This is a genomic window from Wolbachia endosymbiont of Drosophila mauritiana, assembly GCF_004795975.1.
In the GTDB taxonomy this organism is placed as follows: domain Bacteria; phylum Pseudomonadota; class Alphaproteobacteria; order Rickettsiales; family Anaplasmataceae; genus Wolbachia.
The window spans coordinates 666,959-689,192 of record NZ_CP034335.1; the positions used below are offsets into that span (position 1 = coordinate 666,959).

The 22,234-nt window shown below is 33.6% G+C and carries 17 protein-coding genes and 2 pseudogenes; 8 read left to right on the top strand and 11 right to left on the bottom strand.

The genetic code is table 11. From position 1 onward, the window contains the following. Positions 1–59: 59 nt before the first annotated feature. Entirely contained in the window at positions 60–350 is a 291-nt protein-coding gene (locus EJB00_RS03275) for a co-chaperone GroES (RefSeq protein ID WP_006012576.1), read from the bottom strand. Between the two features lie 113 nt (positions 351–463). Here EJB00_RS03275 and ygfZ point away from each other — a divergent pair, with 113 nt between their 5' ends. Continuing rightward, positions 464–1,261, top strand: coding sequence for a CAF17-like 4Fe-4S cluster assembly/insertion protein YgfZ (ygfZ, locus tag EJB00_RS03280; protein WP_135353082.1), 798 nt, complete (start codon positions 464–466; stop codon positions 1,259–1,261). A 917-nt stretch (positions 1,262–2,178) separates the two neighbouring features. Here the strand turns inward: ygfZ and EJB00_RS03290 are convergent. The 4 genes and pseudogenes from EJB00_RS03290 to EJB00_RS03305 all read right to left on the bottom strand — a co-directional run bounded on the left by EJB00_RS03290 (position 2,179) and on the right by EJB00_RS03305 (position 5,533). Then, a complete protein-coding gene (locus EJB00_RS03290) occupies positions 2,179–3,015 on the bottom strand; it encodes an SLC41A family transporter (RefSeq protein WP_135353083.1) in 837 nt (278 codons plus the stop codon). Between the two features lie 75 nt (positions 3,016–3,090). Then, a complete protein-coding gene (locus EJB00_RS03295) occupies positions 3,091–4,041 on the bottom strand; it encodes a hypothetical protein (protein WP_041581303.1) in 951 nt (316 codons plus the stop codon). Beyond that, positions 4,031–4,468: pseudogene (locus EJB00_RS03300) on the bottom strand (IS6 family transposase); the annotation flags it as partial. The gene EJB00_RS03295 and the pseudogene EJB00_RS03300, both read right to left, overlap by 11 nt. Before the next feature lie 75 nt (positions 4,469–4,543). Beyond that, entirely contained in the window at positions 4,544–5,533 is a 990-nt protein-coding gene (locus tag EJB00_RS03305) for a ribonucleotide-diphosphate reductase subunit beta (RefSeq protein WP_006013958.1), read from the bottom strand. A gap of 129 nt (positions 5,534–5,662) precedes the next feature. Here EJB00_RS03305 and EJB00_RS03310 point away from each other — a divergent pair, with 129 nt between their 5' ends. Beyond that, the gene (locus EJB00_RS03310) at positions 5,663–6,001 is read left to right on the top strand and encodes an outer membrane protein assembly factor BamE (protein WP_015587711.1); all 339 of its coding nucleotides are present in this window, start codon (positions 5,663–5,665) and stop codon (positions 5,999–6,001) included. A 52-nt stretch (positions 6,002–6,053) separates the two neighbouring features. Here the strand turns inward: EJB00_RS03310 and EJB00_RS03315 are convergent, their stop codons facing one another. Further along, positions 6,054–6,581, bottom strand: coding sequence for a hypothetical protein (locus EJB00_RS03315; protein WP_135352782.1), 528 nt, complete (start codon positions 6,579–6,581; stop codon positions 6,054–6,056). 196 nt (positions 6,582–6,777) lie between these two features. On the opposite strand from EJB00_RS03315, the gene recO reads away from it, so the two are divergent. Then, positions 6,778–7,506: a DNA repair protein RecO gene (gene recO / locus EJB00_RS03320; RefSeq protein ID WP_015587713.1), complete on the top strand. Its 729-nt coding sequence runs from the start codon at positions 6,778–6,780 to the stop codon at positions 7,504–7,506. 22 nt (positions 7,507–7,528) lie between these two features. On the opposite strand, the gene EJB00_RS03325 is transcribed toward recO, so the two are convergent. Genes EJB00_RS03325 through clpB form a run of 4 tightly spaced genes read right to left on the bottom strand, consistent with a single transcriptional unit; the run spans position 7,529 to position 16,432 of the window. Next, complete coding sequence (locus tag EJB00_RS03325) at positions 7,529–8,905, bottom strand: PleD family two-component system response regulator (RefSeq protein ID WP_135352783.1); 1,377 nt, start codon at positions 8,903–8,905, stop codon at positions 7,529–7,531. Next, entirely contained in the window at positions 8,877–9,167 is a 291-nt protein-coding gene (gene tatB / locus EJB00_RS03330) for a Sec-independent protein translocase subunit TatB (protein ID WP_015587715.1), read from the bottom strand. Before tatB ends, EJB00_RS03325 begins: the two co-directional genes overlap by 29 nt. A gap of 5 nt (positions 9,168–9,172) precedes the next feature. Further along, positions 9,173–13,843, bottom strand: a complete 4,671-nt coding sequence (locus EJB00_RS03335) for an NAD-glutamate dehydrogenase (RefSeq protein WP_135352784.1) — start codon at positions 13,841–13,843, stop codon at positions 9,173–9,175. 27 nt (positions 13,844–13,870) lie between these two features. Continuing rightward, positions 13,871–16,432, bottom strand: a complete 2,562-nt coding sequence (clpB, locus tag EJB00_RS03340; protein ID WP_135352785.1) for an ATP-dependent chaperone ClpB — start codon at positions 16,430–16,432, stop codon at positions 13,871–13,873. A 218-nt stretch (positions 16,433–16,650) separates the two neighbouring features. On the opposite strand from clpB, the gene EJB00_RS03345 reads away from it, so the two are divergent. The 4 genes and pseudogenes from EJB00_RS03345 (at position 16,651) to EJB00_RS03360 (ending at position 19,266) form a co-directional block, all read left to right on the top strand. Further along, positions 16,651–17,058: a hypothetical protein gene (locus EJB00_RS03345; RefSeq protein ID WP_015587718.1), complete on the top strand. Its 408-nt coding sequence runs from the start codon at positions 16,651–16,653 to the stop codon at positions 17,056–17,058. Between the two features lie 205 nt (positions 17,059–17,263). Beyond that, positions 17,264–17,461 carry a hypothetical protein gene (locus EJB00_RS03350; protein WP_041581305.1) on the top strand — a complete coding sequence of 66 codons (198 nt, stop codon included), beginning with the start codon at positions 17,264–17,266 and terminating at the stop codon, positions 17,459–17,461. A gap of 276 nt (positions 17,462–17,737) precedes the next feature. Further along, positions 17,738–18,707 (top strand): annotated as a pseudogene (locus EJB00_RS03355) (IS110 family RNA-guided transposase). Positions 18,708–18,897: 190 nt separating this feature from the next. Beyond that, positions 18,898–19,266 (top strand): transposase, encoded by a 369-nt coding sequence (locus tag EJB00_RS03360; RefSeq protein WP_081600808.1) that lies wholly within the window; start codon positions 18,898–18,900, stop codon positions 19,264–19,266. 175 nt (positions 19,267–19,441) lie between these two features. Here the strand turns inward: EJB00_RS03360 and odhB are convergent, their stop codons facing one another. Further along, a complete protein-coding gene (odhB, locus tag EJB00_RS03365) occupies positions 19,442–20,614 on the bottom strand; it encodes a 2-oxoglutarate dehydrogenase complex dihydrolipoyllysine-residue succinyltransferase (protein ID WP_135352786.1) in 1,173 nt (390 codons plus the stop codon). Between the two features lie 143 nt (positions 20,615–20,757). On the opposite strand from odhB, the gene EJB00_RS03370 reads away from it, so the two are divergent. Beyond that, complete coding sequence (locus EJB00_RS03370) at positions 20,758–21,984, top strand: hypothetical protein (RefSeq protein ID WP_135352787.1); 1,227 nt, start codon at positions 20,758–20,760, stop codon at positions 21,982–21,984. The last annotated feature ends 250 nt before the right edge of the window (positions 21,985–22,234 follow it).

A 22,234-nucleotide genomic window follows, 5' to 3' on the forward strand; every position in this document is an offset into this window, starting at 1 on the left:
TAGAATATTAAAATACATAATGCACTATATAGCGCATTAGTTTAGTAAAATAGAAATACCTACTTGATAACAGCAAGTAGGTCTGATTCCTTCATCACGACATACTTTTCATTATCATGCTCTACTTCTGTTCCAGCCCACTGCCTGTAGAAAACCTTATCACCAGTTTTTACAGTTAAAGCTATACGCTCTCCGCTTGAGTTGCGTGAACCACCACCAATTGCTATAACTTCACCTTTAGTAGGCTTCTTTTCAGCACTTGATGGTAGTACAATTCCACCTTGTTTTTCTTCAGTAATAGGCTTTATTAGCACGTTATCATCTAATACATTTAAATTTACACTTGACATTTATGTTTCCTCATTAATAGATTAACCTACAATTCTATGTAGTCATCTAAAGGTTACATTTCAAGGGTTGGAGTTAGTAAAAGTGTATAATTTAAGGTTTGAACAGAAGTTTTATGGGTTACATACCGCTAGCAAACCGTAGTCTAATATCTTTATACGGACCAGATACGAGAGATTTTCTTCAGGGTGTTATAACAAATGATATTAATAAATTAAGTAGCCAGCAGGCAATTTACTCTTTATTACTCAACCCTCAGGGAAAATATCTGTACGATTTTTTCCTCATTGAGCATGATAAATATATTTATTTGGAGTGTGAAAATGCCCATCTACAGCAAATAATTGAAAAATTAGACTTGCTCAAAACTTACCTTAGAGTGAAGATTAAAGACATTAGTGCACTATATAAGGTTGGAGTTTTGTTTGATGCTAAGTTGGCGGAGTGTAGTAGTAAGTCACAAGTTATTTTTCAAGATCCAAGGCACAAGCTACTAGGAATGAGGATCATACATGAAGATGAAATAAAAGAACCGGTTGGAGATTTTATTCAGTATGAAAAAGTTAGAATTAAAAACCTTGTCCCAGATGGAGCAAAAGATATGGTGCAAAATTCATCATTTCCGCTGCAATATTTAATCGATAAGATAAATGGTATAAGCTTTAATAAAGGGTGCTATATAGGTCAGGAAGTTGTAAATCGAATGAGCAGACAAGAAAAATTCAGAAGGAAACTTTACCTTGTTGAGGGAAAAAATGCACTTCCAAATATTGGCACTAAAGTAATCAGTGAACATAATGAAGAAGTAGGAGAACTACGCTCTAGTGTCGACAATATTGGACTTGCATTGCTTAATACTGGAAAAAGCCACGCAAATTTATATGTCGGTGGAGTTAGCATTAAGACGTTATAAAATATCTATTCGAGTAAAAGCCCCTTTTTCTTGTTTAAATGTTTGTGATAGTTATCCACAATATTGTGAATAACTCAGTTGATAACCCAGAGAAATACATATTTTACGCATTATGAGTACTTCGGAGATTCATAATAAAGTGGACAACTCTAAAAAATTATATCAATTTTAATCTTTTTTAGTTGTGATAAGGAATGGTCTTTAAGTTAAGATTTTAAATACTCTTAAAGTAATACTTGAGTGTTTTTGGATGCTAATCTGGGAGTTCAACAGGCACTTTTTTATGCTGTTTGAGAAGAGCAAAAATTGAATTTTCTCTTGCTGAAAGCGTGTGTTTCTTATATTTTCCATAATACACATTATGTAATTTTCAATACTAATAAAAACATTCACCAATCTTTTAAACAACAACCTGTCGAACCTCCGGATTAGTACTTAAAAGGAACTATTAAAGTACCTCTTTAAGATTAAACTGCTACTTTAAAAACACTTAAAATTTCAATTTTTAGTTCTAACATAGCCCTTTATTTGTCTTTTTTTAAAAAGTATTGAGATATTTACCAATTAGGTAAGTTTTTCTGTAAATATTTCAATCTAATCATATTCTTTTTGATGCCTTTTTTGATCTTTTTCAGAGTTATCCACAGTTTTTTTGTTCTCAATTATATATATATTAGTACTTGGAGATCATATTTATTATAGATCTCCAAAGTACTCAGAAATGTAAAATTATGTACTCTACTAGGTTATCAACTTAGTTATTAACAATTCTGTGAATAACTAAAACAAGCAAAAGGTGCTTTTGTGCGAGTTTATGGTTATATATATCGTAAGATAAGGTATCTAAAATCCTGTTAAGGGTATCTAGATACCTTAAAAAATTTGGAGAAAAGGAAGAAGTCTTTTCTTCCTTTTACTTAATTTGGCTGCAAATCTTGTTCTTTTTCCAACCTTGATGTGTCAGGATTTTCTATCTTACTAGATATTACATATGTAATACCACCAGCAACAAGTCCTGTTACTAGAGCAGCAGCTACCGCTATGCCAATTAGAGCCAGTATTAGTAATGCAACACCAGCAGCAAAAAGCCCACCACCAACTGCTAATCCAGCTATAACACCACAAATAGCACCAGCAACAATTGCTTTACTAACTGGCTTATTTTTATCTTCCATATCATCATCATTTATGAGAATTAAATCACTTCCATCACTACTAAATAAGCTACTTGTTTCAGATCGTTCTTCTTCTGCCATGATATTTTCAATTCGATCGATTTTACCTAGCACGTCTTTATGCTCATCTCCATCTAATTTAGTTTTAATCTTTTCACAATTCTCTAAGGTTATATCTCTCCAAAGTGATTCTAATTTGTAACTTTCATGAATTGCCTTTAAAACTTCTGGCAGAAATTTAAAATCATTTCTAAGAAAGCATTGATATAGTGAGATATTTTCTCTTTTTTTATTTTCACTATTAAAACTTAATAAAAAAACTCGCGCATTTAAAATTTCTGCAAGAGAAATATCTAGTTCTTTCGCACGATTTAAAACTGCTTGAACTTGCTTTACCTTTAATGATTCGTAAGATCCAAGAATTGTATCTCCATCTTTCACATAAAATCTTGAAAGGACACGAAGAAAATCTTTTTCGTTTTCTATTTCTCTTAAAGATTGATCAACATCATCAGCCTCTCTGAATTTTTTATGTAATTTTGAAAATAAATCTCCCATTTGTTTTTCTGTTAATGGCATATCAAACTCTCTCCTACTGAAAATAATAATATACTTTAATTATTATATATTTTAATAATAAAGTCAATAATCTAACTAAGTATCACAAACACTCAAACAAGAAAAAGGTGCTTTTGCTCGCACAGAGACAGCGTCGTTCTTTAACACTTTATGATTATACATGTCATCAGGACAAGGTATCCCAAGACGGTTTTTTTCGGGGAACCACATGATGAACTCACTGAGGACATCAGCTATATCATCGGTAAACTCAGTTTCAGTATGAATCTTTTCAAATTCGTCGAAGATTAAATAATGAAAATCTCTTTCCGCTTTCTCAAGAAAGATATGACCTTGCTCAACAAACTGACTACAAGATTGAAACACTTCCATCTTTGACCTCGTTCTTCTTGAGCCTAAAATGAGTGTGTTTGGCAGTAACGTCCTTAGATCTGCTATCACCTTAAACCCTATATCGTGTTCTTCCACGACTACTCCATGTAGCCTATCTTCGTATTTACTTAGAAACTCATGAATATCGTGTTCAACTGTACTCGGGTCAAGCTTTCTTGCCAATAAATCCACCCATACTCCACATCTTTTTGGCTGAAACTCACTTTTCGTAAAGAACGGCTGAAACACTCCTACCGCTGTTCTATCAAGTGTTTTAAGCGAACCACTGTTGAGATCGATGAACGCCACCAGATCTTTTTCGCCAATCTTCTCATAAGCAAAATCAATCTTTTGAAAATATTTTTCATTAAATATTTGCCATTTAGGCTCTGGAGGATCCTGCATATATTGCGATTGATAGACATAAGGCTCTGCCTTTTCCTTAATTCTTAGCTCCTCCATCGGCAGTCTGTTTTCATCAATGCTGGTGCCATCTTCTAGCACTGCTGGAATGATGATCTTTTCAAACTGCCTCTCTGACTTTTTATCCAAATAACCAAAGATGTCGTAAACAGAGATTCTCTGCCCAATCACTAAAAATGGTGTATCAGCAGTGTTGCGCCTTGAAGTTATACATTGCTCAAATTTCTGCATTCAAATCATCAAGAGCAGCAGTATTACTGCCGCTTTTATCAATGACAATTTTCTCAGGAAGATAGTTACTCCTGAAGGCTTTACGAAAGAATGCAAGTGCTGCAGACTTGTCTCTACTAACACACAAGAGGAAGTCTACAGTATTACCAATAGTGCTCTATATAAATAAACCCATTTACCGTTTAATTTAATGTAGGTCTCTCCAACTACTACCAACCTGCTTCTTTCTTTTCCTTACTGCCTAATCTATCAGTGGTAATAAACCACTTTGTAACGTAGCATGGTCAATTTTTGCTCCCCTTATACTCATAATTTCTTCCAAATCTCGATAGCTCAAAGAGAATCGACATTTCATGTATACAGATAACATCGCTGAAAAGCTAAATCCTTTGAAGTATGGCAATAATTTTTGATTGATACGAAACATCTTTGCTTTATTTTTAGACAATTATATCATTCTTCTTTCTACTTCCCTACAAATGCGACAGAACCGAAGTTACTGCTATTCACTTTTTGTATCGTTTTTAGCAAAAGCTTCCTCCCAAGTGCCTTGAGTCGCTGCACGGCTATACTCTGTTACTCTATTTTCAAAGAAATTTGTATGTTCCACGCCATTTAGTATTTCATCAAGCCACGGAATAGGGTTATCTTTAACATTATATATAGATTTAAGACCTAATTGCGTTAACCTTCTGTTTGCTATGTAACGTATATAATTGCGCACTTCCTCTGCAGATAGCCCTTCAACATCTCCTAAATCAAAAGCAAGACTTATAAATTCATCTTCAAGTTCAACAATAGTGCGACATGCAGAATATAATTCTTCTTTGAACTCGTCATTCCAAATTTCATTATTCTCTTTAATAAATGTATTGAACAAATTGATAATTGAATTGGTGTGCAAGGTTTCGTCACGTGCTGACCAAGCAATTATTTGCCCCATACCTTTCATTTTTCCAAATCGTTGAAAATTGAGCAAAATTGCAAATGATGCAAATAACTGCAATCCTTCAGTGAAGGCACCAAATACTGCTAAAGTTTTAGCAACATGTTTTTTATCGTGCTTTTTACTTTCCTCAAATTCTAACATGTATTCATACTTCTTTCTCATAGCATCATATTTTAAGAATGCTTGATATTCACTTTCTGGCATGCCAATCGTATCTAGAAGGTATGAATAGGCTGCAATGTGTATAGTCTCCATATTGGAAAAGCTTGCAAGCATCATACATATTTCTGTTGGCTTAAATATATTTGAATAATGCCTCATATAGCAGTTATTTACTTCAATATCTGCTTGAGTAAAAAACCTAAAAATCTGGGTCAATAAATTTTTCTCTACATTCGAAAGTTTAGTCTTCCAATCTTTCACATCATCAGCAAGCGGAACTTCTTCAGGTATCCAGTGTATCCTTTGTTGCTGCAACCATGCATCATATGCCCAAGGATAATTAAAAGGCTTGTATATTGGATCTGCTTCTAGCAATGACATAAGGTACCTAATTATTTTGAAGTAAATATTATATTAAATGATATTGAGAATCAGTCAATTTAACTTTTTTGAAATTTGACGACAGATAGTTTATCAGTGTATTATGATTTCAAATAATTAATTGACAAAATGCGAGTATTAATATTTTCTGTTTTGCTGTTTTCAGTAGGCTGCATGCACACTATCCATAATCACGGAGTTCCTGGCATTAATGTTGAACTGTGGAGCAAAATAAAAGTAGGTGATGATAGAGAAAAAGTGGTTCATACTTTAGGATCGCCAACATTAGTATCAAAATTCGACGAAAATGTTTGGTACTATGTCTCATATAAAATTAAACAAGCTAACTTCTTGGGAAAAAGGAAGTACAGTAGTAAGTCTCTGCAAATTTCGTTTAATCAGAATGACGAAGTTACAGATATAAGAGAAATCAACGTTGCAGAAAGGTCTTTAGCTGTTGTTGATTGAAAATTTGCTGATCTATTTTTTATCACAAGTAACTAATTTAGGTAACGTAAATTCACCTATTTAGAATAAAATCTAACGTGACTTCGCGCCAAATGTGATGATGCTCAGCAGGTAAGCCAATTAACGGGCTACATTTATACACTGCACGCATTGCATTATCTGCTGCTGATCTAAAAAGAGGATTATTTTGATAAGAACTACTATCTGCTACGTTGGCTACAACGATCTCGCCTTTACTGGATAATAATAAGTTAATTTTTATACTAAAATTTTCTTTATAAACTATGCCCTCAGGAATGCTCCAACACTCTGTCAGTTTATCCCTTATAGAATTAATAATTTCTGTTACAGCCAATTCATCATCTTTGTTCTCAATATTTTTCTTATCTCTTATTTCATTTTTCACCTCTTTGATGTCTTCTCTTAGTTTTCTTTCTACACCCTTTTTTCTTTTGGGAATTGGAATACCCTCATCAAATTCCTGTATTTCAATAATTTGCCTCGGTTGTACTAACTCAACTAATTCTTTTTTTCTTTGTGGTATAGGAATAACTGACGAATCATCCGTTTGGGCTTTCATTGAAAAAAGCAAAAAACAACATAGAGACAAAAAAAGAATATAATTAAAATAGAGAGGGCGCATATGTTAAGCAGCTTGTTTTACTGGTTTAAAGCTAATATTGCACATAAAGTCAATATATTTCAGTTGACTTAAACTCAAATTTGCTACACTAATTTTATTATCTCTATAATATCATATGGTCAATATACTCTAAATGAGATGGAAAGATGAAGGTGTTATTATAGCTGTTAAAAAATACGGTGATAAAAATTTAATTCTTTCTCTATTTACAAAAAATCATGGAAAGTGCAGAGGATTAACTAGGTTAACAAACAATAGCAATTATAAGTTTCAAGTAAGTAATCTATTACATGCAGAATGGAGTGCTAAGCTACCTGAAAATCTAGGTTTTTTAAAGTGCGAATTGATTGAATCTCCATTTCATCATTTCTTTCAAGATAGGTTAAAAAGCATTGCTATTGTTTCTTTCTCGTCTATATTAGAAAAAGTGCTTCCAGAAAGTGAATCCTGCATCAAGTTGTATGATAATTTTAGACACTTCATCGATGTAATAAAACATAATAGCCAGTTTTGGCAAAGTCATTACCTTAACTTAGAGCTTCTGCTTCTTACGCAACTTGGATTTAAGTTAGACCTATCAAAATGTGCTGTAACAGGTGTGAAAGAAAATCTACAATTTATTTCTCCAAAAACTGGTAGAGCAGTGTCAAAAAAAGTAGGTGACTGTTATGCAGATAAATTACTACCTTTTCCACAGATGTTGCATGATGTATACAATAACAACCTACAAAATAGCTACTCATATCAAGAATTCAGACTAGGGTTAAAAATTACAGGGTATTTTTTAAATAAATATCTATTTCTGCAGTTAAATGCGAAATTTCCGGAGTTGAGAAATTTTATGCTATCATTTGAATCTTAGTTACTACTTATTTGAAAGAACTTCAACCAGTAACCACTCTATTTCTACCACTGTTTTTTGCTTTATATAAATATTTGTCAGCACGTACTATAAATTTTTTAACATCATCGAGGTCAGATCTTTGCATTGCTGAAATTCCAATGCTCACAGTTACATTATGGGTTGTATTTTTACCCACAAGTATAAAAGGTTCTTTGGCAATAATTTTCCTTATTCTCTCTGCGATAGTATACGCATCTGATACATTGGTATCTGGCATTACAACAACAAATTCCTCACCACCAAACCTAGCTAATAAATCTGTCACTCTGATATTTTCAGAAATTCTTTTCTGTATTTCCTTTAAAAGTTCATCTCCAGCATTATGCCCAAAGTTATCATTCACCATCTTAAAATAATCTATATCAAGTATCATAAGAGATAAACTTCTATCTTTTTCCACAGAATCCTTAACAATATTTCTTAAGTGTGCATCAAAATATCTTCTATTATAACAGTTAGTTAATGGATCCTTTATAGACATTTCCATATTATTAAATAAATTCATTCTCAAGGCATCTTGATACCTTTTGCGTTTCACTTGCAAATTAACCCTAGCTATTAATTCACTCTCATCTAAAGGTACTGTTAAATAATCATTAGCACCTACATCAAGTGCCTTTACTAAATTGCTTTTATCATAATCTTCAGAAAGGATCAGAATTGGTGTATAACGTGTTTCTACTTTACTACGAAACTTAGAACACAACCGTAGGCCGTCAGTTTTTGAAAACTGCATGTCAGAAATAATCAGGTCGTAATTATCCTTAATACCAACCTTTAATGCTTCTTTTGGATCGTGCAGTATTTTAATTGATCTGAAGCGTTGCTTTAGAACATTGTGTATCTGCTCTGCTTGAAAGGTGTCCTCATCTACAACAAGTATGTTAGCATCAAAAATCTGATTAGAATAATCCATAATACTGCTTTCTGCTACTCCACCAATCTCAGCATTAGTTTCTCCTCTCAAGCACAACTCATCTATTATCATCTTTAAGCGCACAAGAGACTTAATTCTTGCAGATAAAGCAGTTTCATCTATCGGCTTAGTTAGAAAGTCATCTGCACCAGCATTAATTCCTTCCACTCTATCATGAGTGTCATGCAGCGCAGTTACCATAATTATTGGAATATAAGTCGTTAAGGGATCATTCTTTAGCTTCTTACAAACCTCAAAACCACTCATTTTTGGCATCATGACATCAAGTAAGATAATATCTGGCTGCTGTTCCGCTACTAAATCTATCGCCTCCTCGCCATCATAAGCTACAATAACTGTATAGTACTCTGCTTTTAGCTGAGCCTCCAAAAGCTTAACATTAGATGGTATATCATCTACTACTAGGATTTTTGCTGTCATTTTTTTTACTATCTACATTGTAAGTAGGATAAAGCTTGCCATCTTCACCAATTATGTAATTGACTTTTTCAACGTTATGCTCTTCATATAATTCTTTAATTCCGGTATCCTTCAACAATTTCCTAACTCTTGATTTTACAACCCAGAAATACCTATATATATTTTTAATAAGATTAAGAAATACAGGTACTTTACTTTTATCAAGAACAATTATACTCACTAAAGCTACAACTAAAATTTCTGAAAGACCTATATTAAACATTTTTCCTATGAAGCAAGTACTTTAACTCTCCTGATTATGAGTATTAATTTACTTAAATCAAGTTTAGAAGCAACCATCTCATCTAAAAAACTATTGTAACGTTCTATATCATCCTTATCATTAAGAACCCAAGTTTGAACCTTATCTACATGATTATCAGTAGCTTTTATGACTTTAACAGCTAGCTTGTGATGGTAATTGCTTAAATCGTCCAATAAATCATTAACTAAGCTGCGATCCCAATAAGAAGAATGGCTTTTAATCTTGACAGCAATTGTTCTAATCATATCAAACCTTAGCAGCGACTTTAATTTAAAGTATATTCTACCAGCTTCAAAGATTGATAAAGATGTCTGTTCAGCAATAGATATAACGTCCAGCGCATAAATAAGAATACGTAAATCAGCAACCTTTTTTGCTAGATCTTTATTTATGTTAAGCTCTACCAAAGAGATTAATTCATGATTATAGATCTTTAACAGGCGATCATCTAAAACATCATGGCCTAAAGTTTCAATTGTACCCCTAAATTTTGTAACATCATCTAGTTCTGTAAGATTAAGTTCACCAAGATTTTTTACTAACCAAAATGACACTCTACCAATAAATTTTTGTACATTTCTCACTATTTGTAAATACAAATCGGCATCAATTTTGCCATCCAATTCATCAATTTCATGCCAAAGGCTATTTAAATTATATAGGTGATTCACAACAATATATATGTTAACTGCTTCATGTACTCTAATTCCAGTACTCTCAACCAAGTTATTAATAAATATACAGCCCATCTTATTTATTACATCATTTGCAATGCAAGTAGAAATAATTTCCCTGCAAAGTTGGTGTTTCAATATGGAATCCTTAAACTTTGTTACCATCTTTTTAGGAAAATAACCTAGCAAGTAGTCATGAGATATAAGATCTTTTTCAGACAGATCGGAATGTATAATTTCATTTTTTATTGCTGTTCTAGCATAAGACATTAGAACAGAGAGCTGAGGAGAACTGAAACCTTCTGCACCAGTTAACATCCTTGCTATCTCTTCTTCAGTTGGAAGAAATTCTACGCTTCGGTTTAACAGCCCAGATTTTTCTAAACTAAGTAATAATTTATGGTGCTGCTCCAACTTTTCTTTAGCTTGCAAGCACTCAAGAAGCAATGCTTTTGTTTCAATCCTGTTATGGGTTTCAAGTACCTTAGATGCAACTTCATCTATCATGCTAGCCAGTATTTCATTCCTTTTTTCCAAGGAAATTCCCCCTTCTTTCATAATTGCAACAAAAGCAATCTTGATGTTAACTTCAAGATCAGAACATATTACTCCTGCTGAATTATCAATAAAATCTGCATTGATATACCCACCTATTTTAGCGTATTCTACCCTTCCAAGCTGCGTGCAACCAAGGTTGCCACCCTCTATAAACATAGAAGCTCTAATATCATGACCGTTTACTCTTAATTCATCATTTGCTTTATCGCCAACCATGCCATGGCTTTCACTTTTTGCCTTAACAAAGGTGCCAATTCCTCCATTCCATATGAAATCCACTTTTGCCTTGAGCAAATATCGAATCAAATCATTTGGAGATAATGTATCTTCCGTTATATCAAAGCACTTTTTCATTTCTTGAGAAATTTCTACTTGTTTGCTACTACGCTCAAATACTCCTCCACCCTTAGAAATCAAATCTTTGTTATAATCCATCCAAGTTGAAAATGGTAACTCAAAGAGGCGTTTACGCTCTGTGAAACTCTTTTCTGCATCAGGGTTTGGGTCAATAAAAATATGCATATGGTTAAATGCGCCGATTAAATGTATATTTTTTGAAAGCAGCATACCATTTCCAAATAAGTCGCCAGCCATATCCCCAATTCCAATAACAGTTGCATCCTGGTAAATATCCTTATTCATTTTCCAAAAATGCCTCTGCGCTGCAATCCATGCACCTCTGGCTGTAATACCCATCTTTTTGTGGTCATAACCTGCTGATCCACCAGATGCAAATGCATCTTCGAGCCAAAAGTTATATTCAGAGGATATTTCGTTTGCATAATCAGAAAATGAAGCAGTGCCTTTATCTGCTGCAACTACCAAATATGGATCATCTTCGTCATACCTAATCACATTTTCTGGTGGAGTTATTTTGCCATCAACTACATTATCAGTAATATCAAGCATTCCTCTGATGAAATTCTTATAGCATTCAACACCTTTCTCCCTTAAAATGTTTTTGTCTTTATAAACTTGCTTTATTACAAACCCACCCTTTGCGCCAACAGGTACAATGACCGCATTTTTTGTCATCTGGGCTTTCATGAGTCCCAAAACTTCAGTGCGAAAATCTTCCGTTCTATCCGACCATCTCAAACCACCACGAGCTAACCTCCCTCCTCTTAGATGTATTCCCTCAAAAAGGTTTGAATAAACATACAATTCACGGTATGGGCGCGGGTCAGGTAACCCATTTATTTTATTTGAATCAAATTTGATAGATAAGTATGGCTTATCATCTTGATAATAACTGGTTCTCAAAATTGCCATTATCAAGCTAAATATCGAACGCAAAACGTAATCATGTGAAACGTTGCTGATCTCTTTTAGTAGTTCTTCAATTTTTTCTTGGAAAATGTTAGTAGTTTCTGCTCTATCAATATCTATATTAGGATTGAATCTTGCACGAAATAGCTGTATCAGATATTTCACTATTTTTGGGTACTCTGAGACCACTTTTTGGATATATTCTGGGTTATAGTTAAATAACGTCTGCTTTAGATAGGCACTTAACACCCTAATAAGAAGCACTTCCTTCCATTTGAGCCCAGCAATAATGATCAAACTGTTGAAATAGTCATTTTTAATTTCCTTGTTGAACACTTTTGCAAGCGTTATTTCAAATTGCTCTTTCAGAGTAATGTCACTTATTAACTCATCGACTCTTGACAACACAAAGTGGTGTATCCATATTCCACCATTGATTTCTATATAATAACCATTATGAGATAGAATTTTTGCTCCTAAATTCTTAGTAATTTTTAATATCTTTGATAATTCAAGACCACCATTGCTTGGAGTGTAAACTTTTAACTGATAGTTAAGATTGTCACAAGTAAGTCTCAAATCAACCTCACTTACTCCTTTCTTCCTTACTATCTCCAATTTTTTCATGTCGTAATATGCATCATGAGGTTCAAAATTCTCTTGATAGCTTACCGGAAATGCATTGGAATAGCGGATGAATACATCCTCAACAGTGCTAAAAGTATTATATAAATTGTCTATAAAACGATCTTCCCACTTTTCCGTAATGTTTCTTAATTTGTTTTCGATATGCAAAACCTCATCATCAAGAACGCTAGCATTTTTGGCCTTTAGTACTACATGTAATTTCATCAGATCATATTCATTGATAATGTGATTGCTATAAATATCTGAACTTCCTGCACTTGTTTCATCCTTCAATATATCACGTATCTTAAACATTAGCCTAGCGCTAGCATAACGCATCGGTATCAGTACTATGCAACTAATAAAGTTCCCTAGCTTTCTCAAAAATAACTTGACTCTTGGTCTAATCGCAAGAGACATGATCGAGGTGCAAGCTTCAAATAACTCGTCTTCATTTGATTGGAATAATTCGTCACAAGAAAATGCCTGTAAAATGGAAATTAAAGCTTTATTGTTATGGCCACCAGGAACAAATCCTGCCTTTTTTTCTATTGTTGTAACCTTATCCTTTATTACCGGAATAGTTCGAATATCTTGCACTTCTGCTATAGAAGTAAATAGCCCAAAAAAATGCTGTTCCCTTATTACATCACCCTGATCATTAAATTCTTTCACTCCTATACAATTCATATAGGTACGCCGATGAACTATTGAGATTAGGTCTGATCTTAGTATGTATAAAGAATTCAAGCTTTCAGAAGAATTTGATGAATTTTGGTACTCTTCACTTGCTCTCATTAACCCGAGGCTCTCCTTACCACTTATAGCAAGCTTTCCTTCTTTATTAGTAATGTATTCTTGATAACCTAAAAATACAAAATTGTTATTTTTCAACCAAGCTAGAAAATCTCTGCCTCCAGCATCCAATGCCGGATGCTCAAGAAGCTTCTTGAGCATCAATTGCCAGTCCTTTACAACGCAGTTAACTGCTTTTAGCGTCTTTCGTAGAGATTCTTCTAGTGTATCAACAAAGCTACCACTTATGCCTTTAATAATTACATATATTACTGACTCTTTGATTCCATTACTTTCTTCCAAAAGATGAATTTTATCTATTAGGCTATTTTTTCTTTGAACATTAATTATGCTGTTACTATAATAGCATATAGTTAAACCGTGTGACTTAATAGTGGAAATGACAGAATCCACTAAAAAGGGCATGTCATAATTTGTGATTTTAATTATAGTGAAATTGCCTTCTATTCCTGAAATATCATTTACATTACTTACTGCCAATTTACTTTCTTCTTTTTCTTTTTTAAGAATGAAGTTGTATGCATCTTCTGCAATGTATAAAAGAAATTTATCGTTGACTTTTAGGTCACTATTATAAACAAAATTATAAAAGTACTGTATAAACTCTTTAATTTTTTCTTTCTCTTTTTTATTCCCTTGATCAACTAGCTTAAATAAAGACTCAACATTAACATTATGATTTATACACATTTTTCAAAACAAAAATACACAGCGAATCTAGATCTTTTTAACTAAGATTTCGTTACCAGAAGTATACACTATTAGCTCATCTCCTTCTACTATTTTCCCCGATAAAACTAACTTAGCTAGATTATTTTGAATGCATTCTTGTATTACCCTTTTCAGAGGCCGCGCTCCATATTCAGAGTCATATCCAGTTTGTGCTATTAGTTCTTTAGCTTCTTGCGATAAACTAATACTCAGTTTACGCTTAGCAAGCATCTTTTGTAAATAAGAGAATTGAACATCTATAATTTTATCAATTTCATCTTTGGTTAAGCTGTGGAATATAATAATTTCATCCAGTCTATTTAAAAATTCTGGACGAAACGCTAACTTAACTATTTTCATCACCTCATCTTTCACAGATTCGGTAGCTCCTCTTAGCATCATCTCAGCTCCAAGGTTAGAAGTTAAAATTAGTATGGTATTACGAAAATCAATTAATTTGCCATGGCTATCGGTGAGTCTACCTTCATCCAAAATCTGCAGTAGTATATTAAATATATCTGGATTTGCCTTTTCTATCTCATCAAACAAAATTACCTGATATGGTCTTCTCCTTACTGCTTCGGTTAATCTGCCACCTTGTTCATAACCAACATATCCTGGAGGCGCACCAATTAACTTTGAAACGGAGTGTTTTTCCATATACTCTGACATATCAAAGCGTAGAAGTGCTGATTGATCATTAAACAAAAATTCGGCAAGAGATTTTGCTAACTCTGTTTTTCCAACTCCGGTTGGACCTAAGAATAAAAATGAACCAAAAGGTCGATTAGTATCCTGAACACCAGAACGGGAGCGCCTTACTGCATTACTTATCGCTTCAATTGCATCTCTCTGCCCTATTACTCTTTTTCCTATTTCATTTTCCATGTTAAGGAGCTTTTCCTTTTCACTATGCATCATGTTATCAACTGGAATGCCTGTCCATTTTGAAACAATATTTGCAATATCACTCTCAGTAACTTCTTTCTTTAGGAAATTATCAGTAACTTTTTCCTGATTTTTTAACTCATTTTCAAATTGAGGAATCACACCATACATCAACTCCCCTGCCCTTCCTAAATTTCCATTACGCTGAGCTAACTCCAGCTCTTTCCTCGCGCTATCCAATTTTTCAGCAGTTTCTTGTATTTTAGCTATTTTATTCTTCTCTATCTGCCATTTACTGCTTAAGTCAGCAAATTTACTGTTTAGACTTTCAATTTCCTCATTTATCTTTTTTAAACGTTGCTTAGAGTTTTCATCACGTTCTTTTTTTAAAGCTTCTGATTCAATTTTTAGTTGTATAATCTTTCTTTCAAGCTCATCAATAACCTCAGGCTTGCTATCCATTTCAATTCTAACCCTACTTGCTGCCTCATCAATTAAATCAATTGCCTTATCAGGCAAAAATCTATCTGTTATATATCTATTAGAGAGCGTTGCAGCAGCGATTATTGCACCATCTGTGATCCTAATGCCGTGGTGTACCTCATATCTTTCCTTCAAGCCCCTCAGTATTGAAATAGTATCAGTTTCAGTTGGTTGAGAAATAAACACAGGCTGAAAACGCCTCGCAAGTGCAGGGTCTTTCTCTATATGCTGACGATACTCATCCAAAGTTGTAGCTCCTATACAGCGAATTTCTCCACGCGCAAGAGCTGGTTTTAGCAAATTTGAAGCATCCATTGCACCACTTGTCGCTCCTGCCCCCACTAAAGTATGAAGCTCATCTATAAACAAAATAACTTTTCCCTCTGCTTTTGAAATCTCATTAATCACTGCTTTTAGCCTTTCTTCAAACTCTCCTCTAAATTTTGTTCCAGCAATTAAGCTACCCAGATCCAAAGCTAAAACTTTTGCATCACGCAAACCAAGTGGTACGTCATTTGCAACAATTCTGTTTGCCAAACCCTCAACTATTGCAGTTTTTCCAACACCAGGCTCACCGATCAGCACTGGATTATTTTTTGTTCGCCTTAGCGATACCTGCATAGTTCTTCTGATCTCCTCATCACGACCAATTACAGGGTCAAGCTTACCTTGCATAGCAAGCTCTGTAATATCTTTTGTATATCTCTTTGCCGCATTTAATTTTTCCTCGCTATTTGGCGAGTCTGCACTGCTACCTTTTCTCATTTCTGCAATAACCGAGTTCAATTTGTATGGTGTGACACCACCTTCTGCTAAAATTTTACCTACAGTATCATCTTTTTGTGCAGCAAGACCCTGCAGTAAACGCTCAACAGTAACAAATGTATCTTTATTCCTCCTCGCAATACCGATTGAATCCTCAAAAACTTTTGCTACCTCTCTTGAAAGCTGAAGGCCACCACTCCCTGGCCCTTCAACTACTGGGAATTTTTTAATTGCATTATTCGCAGCATCAGAAATATTCTGTACATTCCCATCGCAAGAGCCTATCAGATCCTGAACAAAACCTGATTCATCTTCAAGCATTACTTTAAGTAAATGTTCAGGCATAAAAATCTGATGCCCAGCTCCCAATGCTTTCATTTGAGCACTTTGAATTAGGCTTTTTCCTTTTTCAGTAAATTTATTCAAGTCCATAATATAAATTTAACTCATATTTGCTGATATATATAGCAACCACTTCCTCAATTTTAAACCTAAAGTCATTTATTAATAAAAATTTTCTAAGTTCATACAAAACAAGGAAAAGCAGATTCTTACAAAAGAGAAAACCTATATTAAAATATTAATTTGTTTTAAAACCAAATTAATGTTAAGATATAAAGCATATAGCTTAATTTTTTTACAAAAAAGCAATGAATATCAATGATTTTAACATAAAGAACTTAACAACAATTTCTATAGTACAAGAAATAAAGAATGGCGTCAGGCTTGTTCCAGACATAATCAAACCTGGAATACAGGGTATATTTTACGCTGCAGGAGGAGCATTATTTACATACGCTTATGGGTTTTTTGCACAACAAAAAAGTTATGAAGATGGTTATATGGAGGGCTACAAAAAAGGCTACAGTGAAGGATTTAACCAAGGTTATAACAAAGACTTTAATCAAATTGCCTTAATTGCTGGAGCTGCTTGTGTTGGAGCTGCTATTGGAGCTGCATCTATTATGTATTGTACTAAATGTAAACAACAAGATACTCATATTGCTAACGCTCAAATAAACCAGGTAATTTCTAATAACTTAGCTTTAGTTGAGTAAAACCAAGCTAAAAAGCAATCTCATAATCATTATGCTGAGAAAAAATTCAGTGTGTAATCAGAAAAAATAGAGATAATGTTTTCTGATATGTTGTAGTGGATTAGGTTCAGGTCCCAGTAGAAGCGAGTTTAAATACTACATAGATTTGTAGCTTTTTTTGCTACCTTTACTGTAAAAAAGGGGTAGTACTTTAGCTATAGCAACTTTGTTAGCATCAGGAGTGTTTGCTGCAGCTCCTTATGTTAGTTTCTTAGTTCCAGTTGCAGCGTTAAGTGTTGGCCTTCCATTTATTATTGGTAGTGCTGTATTTTCTGCTCTAGTTTTTGCGCTTTCAGCTGCAGTGCAAAGAGCTAACAATTACTTCTTCTTGTTTAGATGCTCAAAATGCCAAAGAAAAAGCTAAAATGCAAAAACAACTAGATAAAAAGGTAGAATACATTATTAATTCTGATGAAGATTGTAAGTTAAAAATGTGATATAAAAGAGATAAGAGGGAAAGATAACCCTACTCACTATAGGAATAGGGTTATCACGGGCGTGTGCGACCGAGAGGAAGTTGGTATTACAACTGTTCGCATCAAGGTACACTAGCCCATCTCTCGATACGTTTGAATAGTTGTGTGGGACATATATATGCACCCGTTTACAATCTTAAATTAATAAAACTATCGAGGTTATCATGGTTAGATCTTATCAAAATTTTATTGGCATTGACATCGGAAAATTCAAGAATATTGTTGCAGTTCACAAGCAGAAGAATGCTGTCGAATTTGACAATAATACTTCTGGTTGGCAACGATTGTGTCAAAAATTCTCAGATATCTTACCTAATTCTTTAGTGACTTTAGAAAATACAGGAAAATATGAGCTTGGTTTGTCGAATTTTCTTATTGACAAGAATATCACCGTACATCGAGCTAATACCCGCAAAGTAAAAAGTTTTATTTTATCTCACGGAACTTTAGCAAAATCCGATAAATCAGATGCAAGAGTTCTTGCTCAATATGGATTTGAATGCCATAGAACTCTCTCTATTTGTACCTACTTCTGAAAAACAATCAACCTTGGTTGCACTTTGTCAACGTCGTGATGACATCACGCAAATGAGAACTCAGGAAAAATGTAGACTGGAAGCACCTGAAAACGACCATATAAGAGAAAGTTGTCAAAAAACTATTGAATTCTTTAATAGCCAAATAGATGAACTCAATAATACTATACAAAAAATCATTGATGAAATCCATGAGTTACAAGAACATCAAAAAATCCTTAAAACAGTTCCTGGAATAGGTAAAAAGTTATCACAAGATTTTCTGTGTTTAATACCGGAGCTTGGTTACTTAAACAGAAGAGAAGTAGCAAGTCTTGACGGAGTTGCATCTAATCCTAGGGAAAGTGGTAAAGCTGTTGGTTATCGAAGGATTATAGGTGGTAGAAGTAGTGTCCGTAAAAAGCTTTTTACAGCTGCCATGTCTGCTGCAAGGTCCAAATCTGTACTTGGTGCCTTTTATTTCAAGCTTGTTGAAAGTGGTAAGAAGAAAATGGTAGCTATAACAGCTCTAATGCGAAAAATTATAGTAATTGCTAATGCAAGACTTAAAGAAGCAATTAATTTGCATACTTTCACAATGGTAACTGAAATTGGCTAATGAATATGTGCGTCCACACAGACTTAAAGCACATATTCATTAGCTAAGCAGAAATTGTTATGGCAGCTGTTTGATATAAAATTTTATTTCTATGACACACGGATTTTTATTGCCCACATGATTGAACAAAGTTACAGAATTACACAAATAAAAAATTTTTAAAAAACATAGTTGATGCGATATCTATAAGATTAAGTCTCTTTGTGCAGATGGAGCTTATGATACAACAAGTTTATATCAATTATGCAATAAATATAATTTGAAACCAATTATAAAGCCAAGAAAGAATGCAAAAATCTGTGACAATATAGACCACTTCTCGGAAAGAAATAACAACATTAATATAAGAAAAAGATGCAATTTAACTCAATGGAAAAGGCAGACAGGGTATGGAATACGGTCACGTATTGAGAGTTCTTTCTTTAGACTCAAAAAAACATTTGGATTTAGTTTTAAGAATAAATCTGAGATAAACCGCTCTCAAGAGATGCTCTTACAATGCTACTTGATTAACAAATTTTCTGATATCGGTATGCCTATTTTCGAACTTATCTCATAAATCTCTTCCATCACTCCTTCACATTAGTAGCCATGCAACAAAGCCGGCATAGATTACAATGTCCGTACAGTAAACACTGACCATTTTTCGTATAAGTTACCTTTGCAAATGTTTGTACAACTGTAACACCCACCTTGAAAACTTCAGAAAAACTTACTTGTCGCTTTTAACCTGCTTAAATTTCTAAAACTAATCTATTTGGATCTTCTATGTAATTTTTGATTTTAACAAGGAAAGTAACTGCCCCTTTACCATCAACTATTCTGTGATCGTAAGAGAGAGCAATGTACATCATAGGTCTGATTTCAATTGAGCTACTCACAGCAACTGGCCTGTTTTGTATAGTATGCATGCCAAGTATTCCAGATTGCGGAGGGTTTATTATTGGAGTAGAGAGAAGTGAACCGTATACGCCACCGTTTGAGATAGTAAATGTTGCACCTTCCATTTCCGATACTTGCAGCTTACCTTCTCGTGCTTTTTTGCCAAGGGCAACTAAAGTTAGTTCAATTTTAGCAAATGACATTTGATCAGCATCACGAATAACTGGTACAACAAGACCTTTGTCAGTGCCAACAGCAACGCCTATGTCATAGTAATTTTTATATATGATTTCATCACCTGAAATTTCAGCGTTAATCTCACGAATTTCTTTCAGCGCTTGCACTGCTGCCTTTATAAAAAACGACATAAAACCAAGTTTTATTCCGTATTTCTTTTCGAAAGTTTCTTTATACTTTGCCCTGAGATCCATGACATTTTTCATGTCAATTTCATTGAACGTGGTCAGTATTGCAGCAGTATTTTGTGATGCCTTCAAACGAGCAGCAATGACTTGCCTTATTTTGCTCATTTTCACTCGTTCTTCTCTTCTCTCTCCACTTGCTACGCTTTTTGGCGATTCATATTGTTTTACCGCAGGTTGTTCAGCCTTACTCATATGGTCTATCACATCTGCTTTGGTTACTCTGCCTCCCATGCCAGTTCCTTTTACACTTTCTGCACTGATTGCATTTTCTTCCATAATTTTACGAGCTGAAGGGGCATCTTTTTTAGCAGCGCTTTCGCCCTTATTTTCTTCTTTCACTTCTTCTTTTATTTCTCCTACAGCAAGTTTTGCCAGTAACTGATCAGGGCTAATTACATCATCTTCTTTCACAAAAAATTCGGTTATTTGTCCTGAAGCTTCTGCAGTTAATTCGAGTGCTGTTTTGTCAGTCTCAATTTCAAAGATCAAGTCATCTACTTTTATTGCTTCACCGATATTTTTCTTTATTTTTACTATACCCTCCGTAACCGATTCACCACCAAGAGTTTTTGGCGCTCTTATTTCTATAATTTTGCTCATAAAATAACTTCTACATAAAACTTTCTATAAATTTATACATGAAAAGAGACATGTAATAAACTAATAAATTCATTAGGCCTTATGCTTGATTATTTCTTTTTATATGTTTAAAATTAAAATACTAAGTAAATTGAAATAAGATTATGGATTTTGATAAAGCAGACAATGCAGAGGATTTAGATAACAAAAAACTTCAACTGATATGTAAGGCTTATGACATAAGATTACGATCAAGTCAAAGAGTTGTTGATGGCATCAATTCAATGAATTACAGTAAACTTGAAATCTTATGCAAGTATAATAATAAGTTTAGTTACAAAGGTATTGAAGAATTACTATCAGATGAGAGCATTGTTAATCACATCAACGATTACGATGATGAAATGTTTAGTTCCATGCTAAATGATGCACCTTCGGAGCGCAATATTCTAGAAATACTAAAAGGTGAAGAGGTTTGCAATACCAATAATGAATTCGAAAGTAGTGGTAACGAAAAGAATGAAGAAGATTATGGATATTATGATAATTTTGATTACGAGGAAGATGAAAAAAATGATCCGAATAACTTTGCTAAAGAAGCACTAGGAAATAAAGGAATTAATGAAAAACGTGTTGATGATGTTCAGTTTTACAACGATGCAGATGTGGAAATACCACCAAAAAATCAAAATGATATTAGGAATATCCGTCTTATTCAATGGATGATAGTTGAGAGTGATGGTAAGCTTAGTGAGCAAAATGTTACAGAATTACTAAAAGATCAGAGTTCTATTGATCGAATTAACTCTATTGGTGATAAAAAGCTTCAACTTATACTCAAGAGTAATAAGTTTAGTGGTGAAAATATTATGGAGTTATTAGGAAATCAAAAAGTTGTTGAATACCTCTGTTTTATTGATTATGAAAAATTTGAACTCATTCATAATAGCGATAAGTTTAATAGTAGCAATTATACTAGTAGCAGTTACAAGATTATAAGGTTGCTAGAAAATCAACAAGTTGTTGAGCACATCAATTTTATTGATTATGAAAAACTTAAATTCATACTTTGTAATGATAAGTTACTCTTTAGCGATATTGTAAGACTACTAAAAAATCAGGGGGTTGTTGAGAATATCATTTCTTTTAACATTAAAAAATTTCGACTCATATTTTATCGTGATAATCTTAACTACGTAGATACAATAGAATTACTAAGAAATCAGGAAGTTGTTAATAGAATCGGTTTTACTCCTTTTGAAGAGTTAAAATCCATGTGTAGTCATTCTAGTCTTAGCGATATTATAAAACTACTAGAAGATAAAAATGGGCCTAGTAATGTCTTAAGTGGGACACGGAAAGAAAAAATGCAAGTCAGTTACATATCATGACATAGCTTAAAAAGTGTTTGTATCCAAGGTTTTGCTTTATAAATTTAAGAGGGTGTTAAATAAACCATACGCATCAAATTAAGAAAACACGCTCAATTTAGACCATTTTTGCCATATTTTCTTAGTAAAATCACTGGTAGCTGACACCGAGGTTCAGAAAACTTTATTCATAGAGTAGAGTATAGACTATCAATGATTTTTCAGTAATAATGTAGTTCAGGTGAATATAGTGAACGTTTTACATAGAAAT